Source organism: Streptomyces sp. P9(2023), from assembly GCF_032436795.1.
Lineage (GTDB): Bacteria > Actinomycetota > Actinomycetes > Streptomycetales > Streptomycetaceae > Streptomyces.
The window spans coordinates 1-236 of the sequence record NZ_JAUPWM010000847.1 but is presented as its reverse complement, the minus strand read 5'-3'; the positions used below and the strand labels follow the sequence as shown (position 1 = coordinate 236).

General features: G+C 57.6%; 1 protein-coding gene. It reads right to left on the bottom strand.

From position 1 onward, the window contains the following. The coding region (locus Q5762_RS39660) for a TonB-dependent receptor domain-containing protein (RefSeq protein ID WP_315897174.1) at nucleotides 1-236 on the bottom strand (236 nt) is incomplete at both ends.

The following is a 236-nucleotide window of genomic DNA, read 5'->3' as shown; positions in this document are numbered from 1 at the left end:
AACTCCACCGACCGGCCTTCCTCAGGCTTCAGGTCGGGATTACCCGCATAGCTACCTCCAAAGCTGAACGTTTCCAGCGGGTAGTACAAATCATTGAAGGTCGGCGCCCGGAAAGATGTGCCATAACTCACCCGTATCCGGTGGGATCGGTCAAACGCGTGGCCCAACGCAACGCCTCCGGTCTCCTGACGACCATAGGCTTCATTGTCGTCACCCCGAAGCGACAACTGGATGTC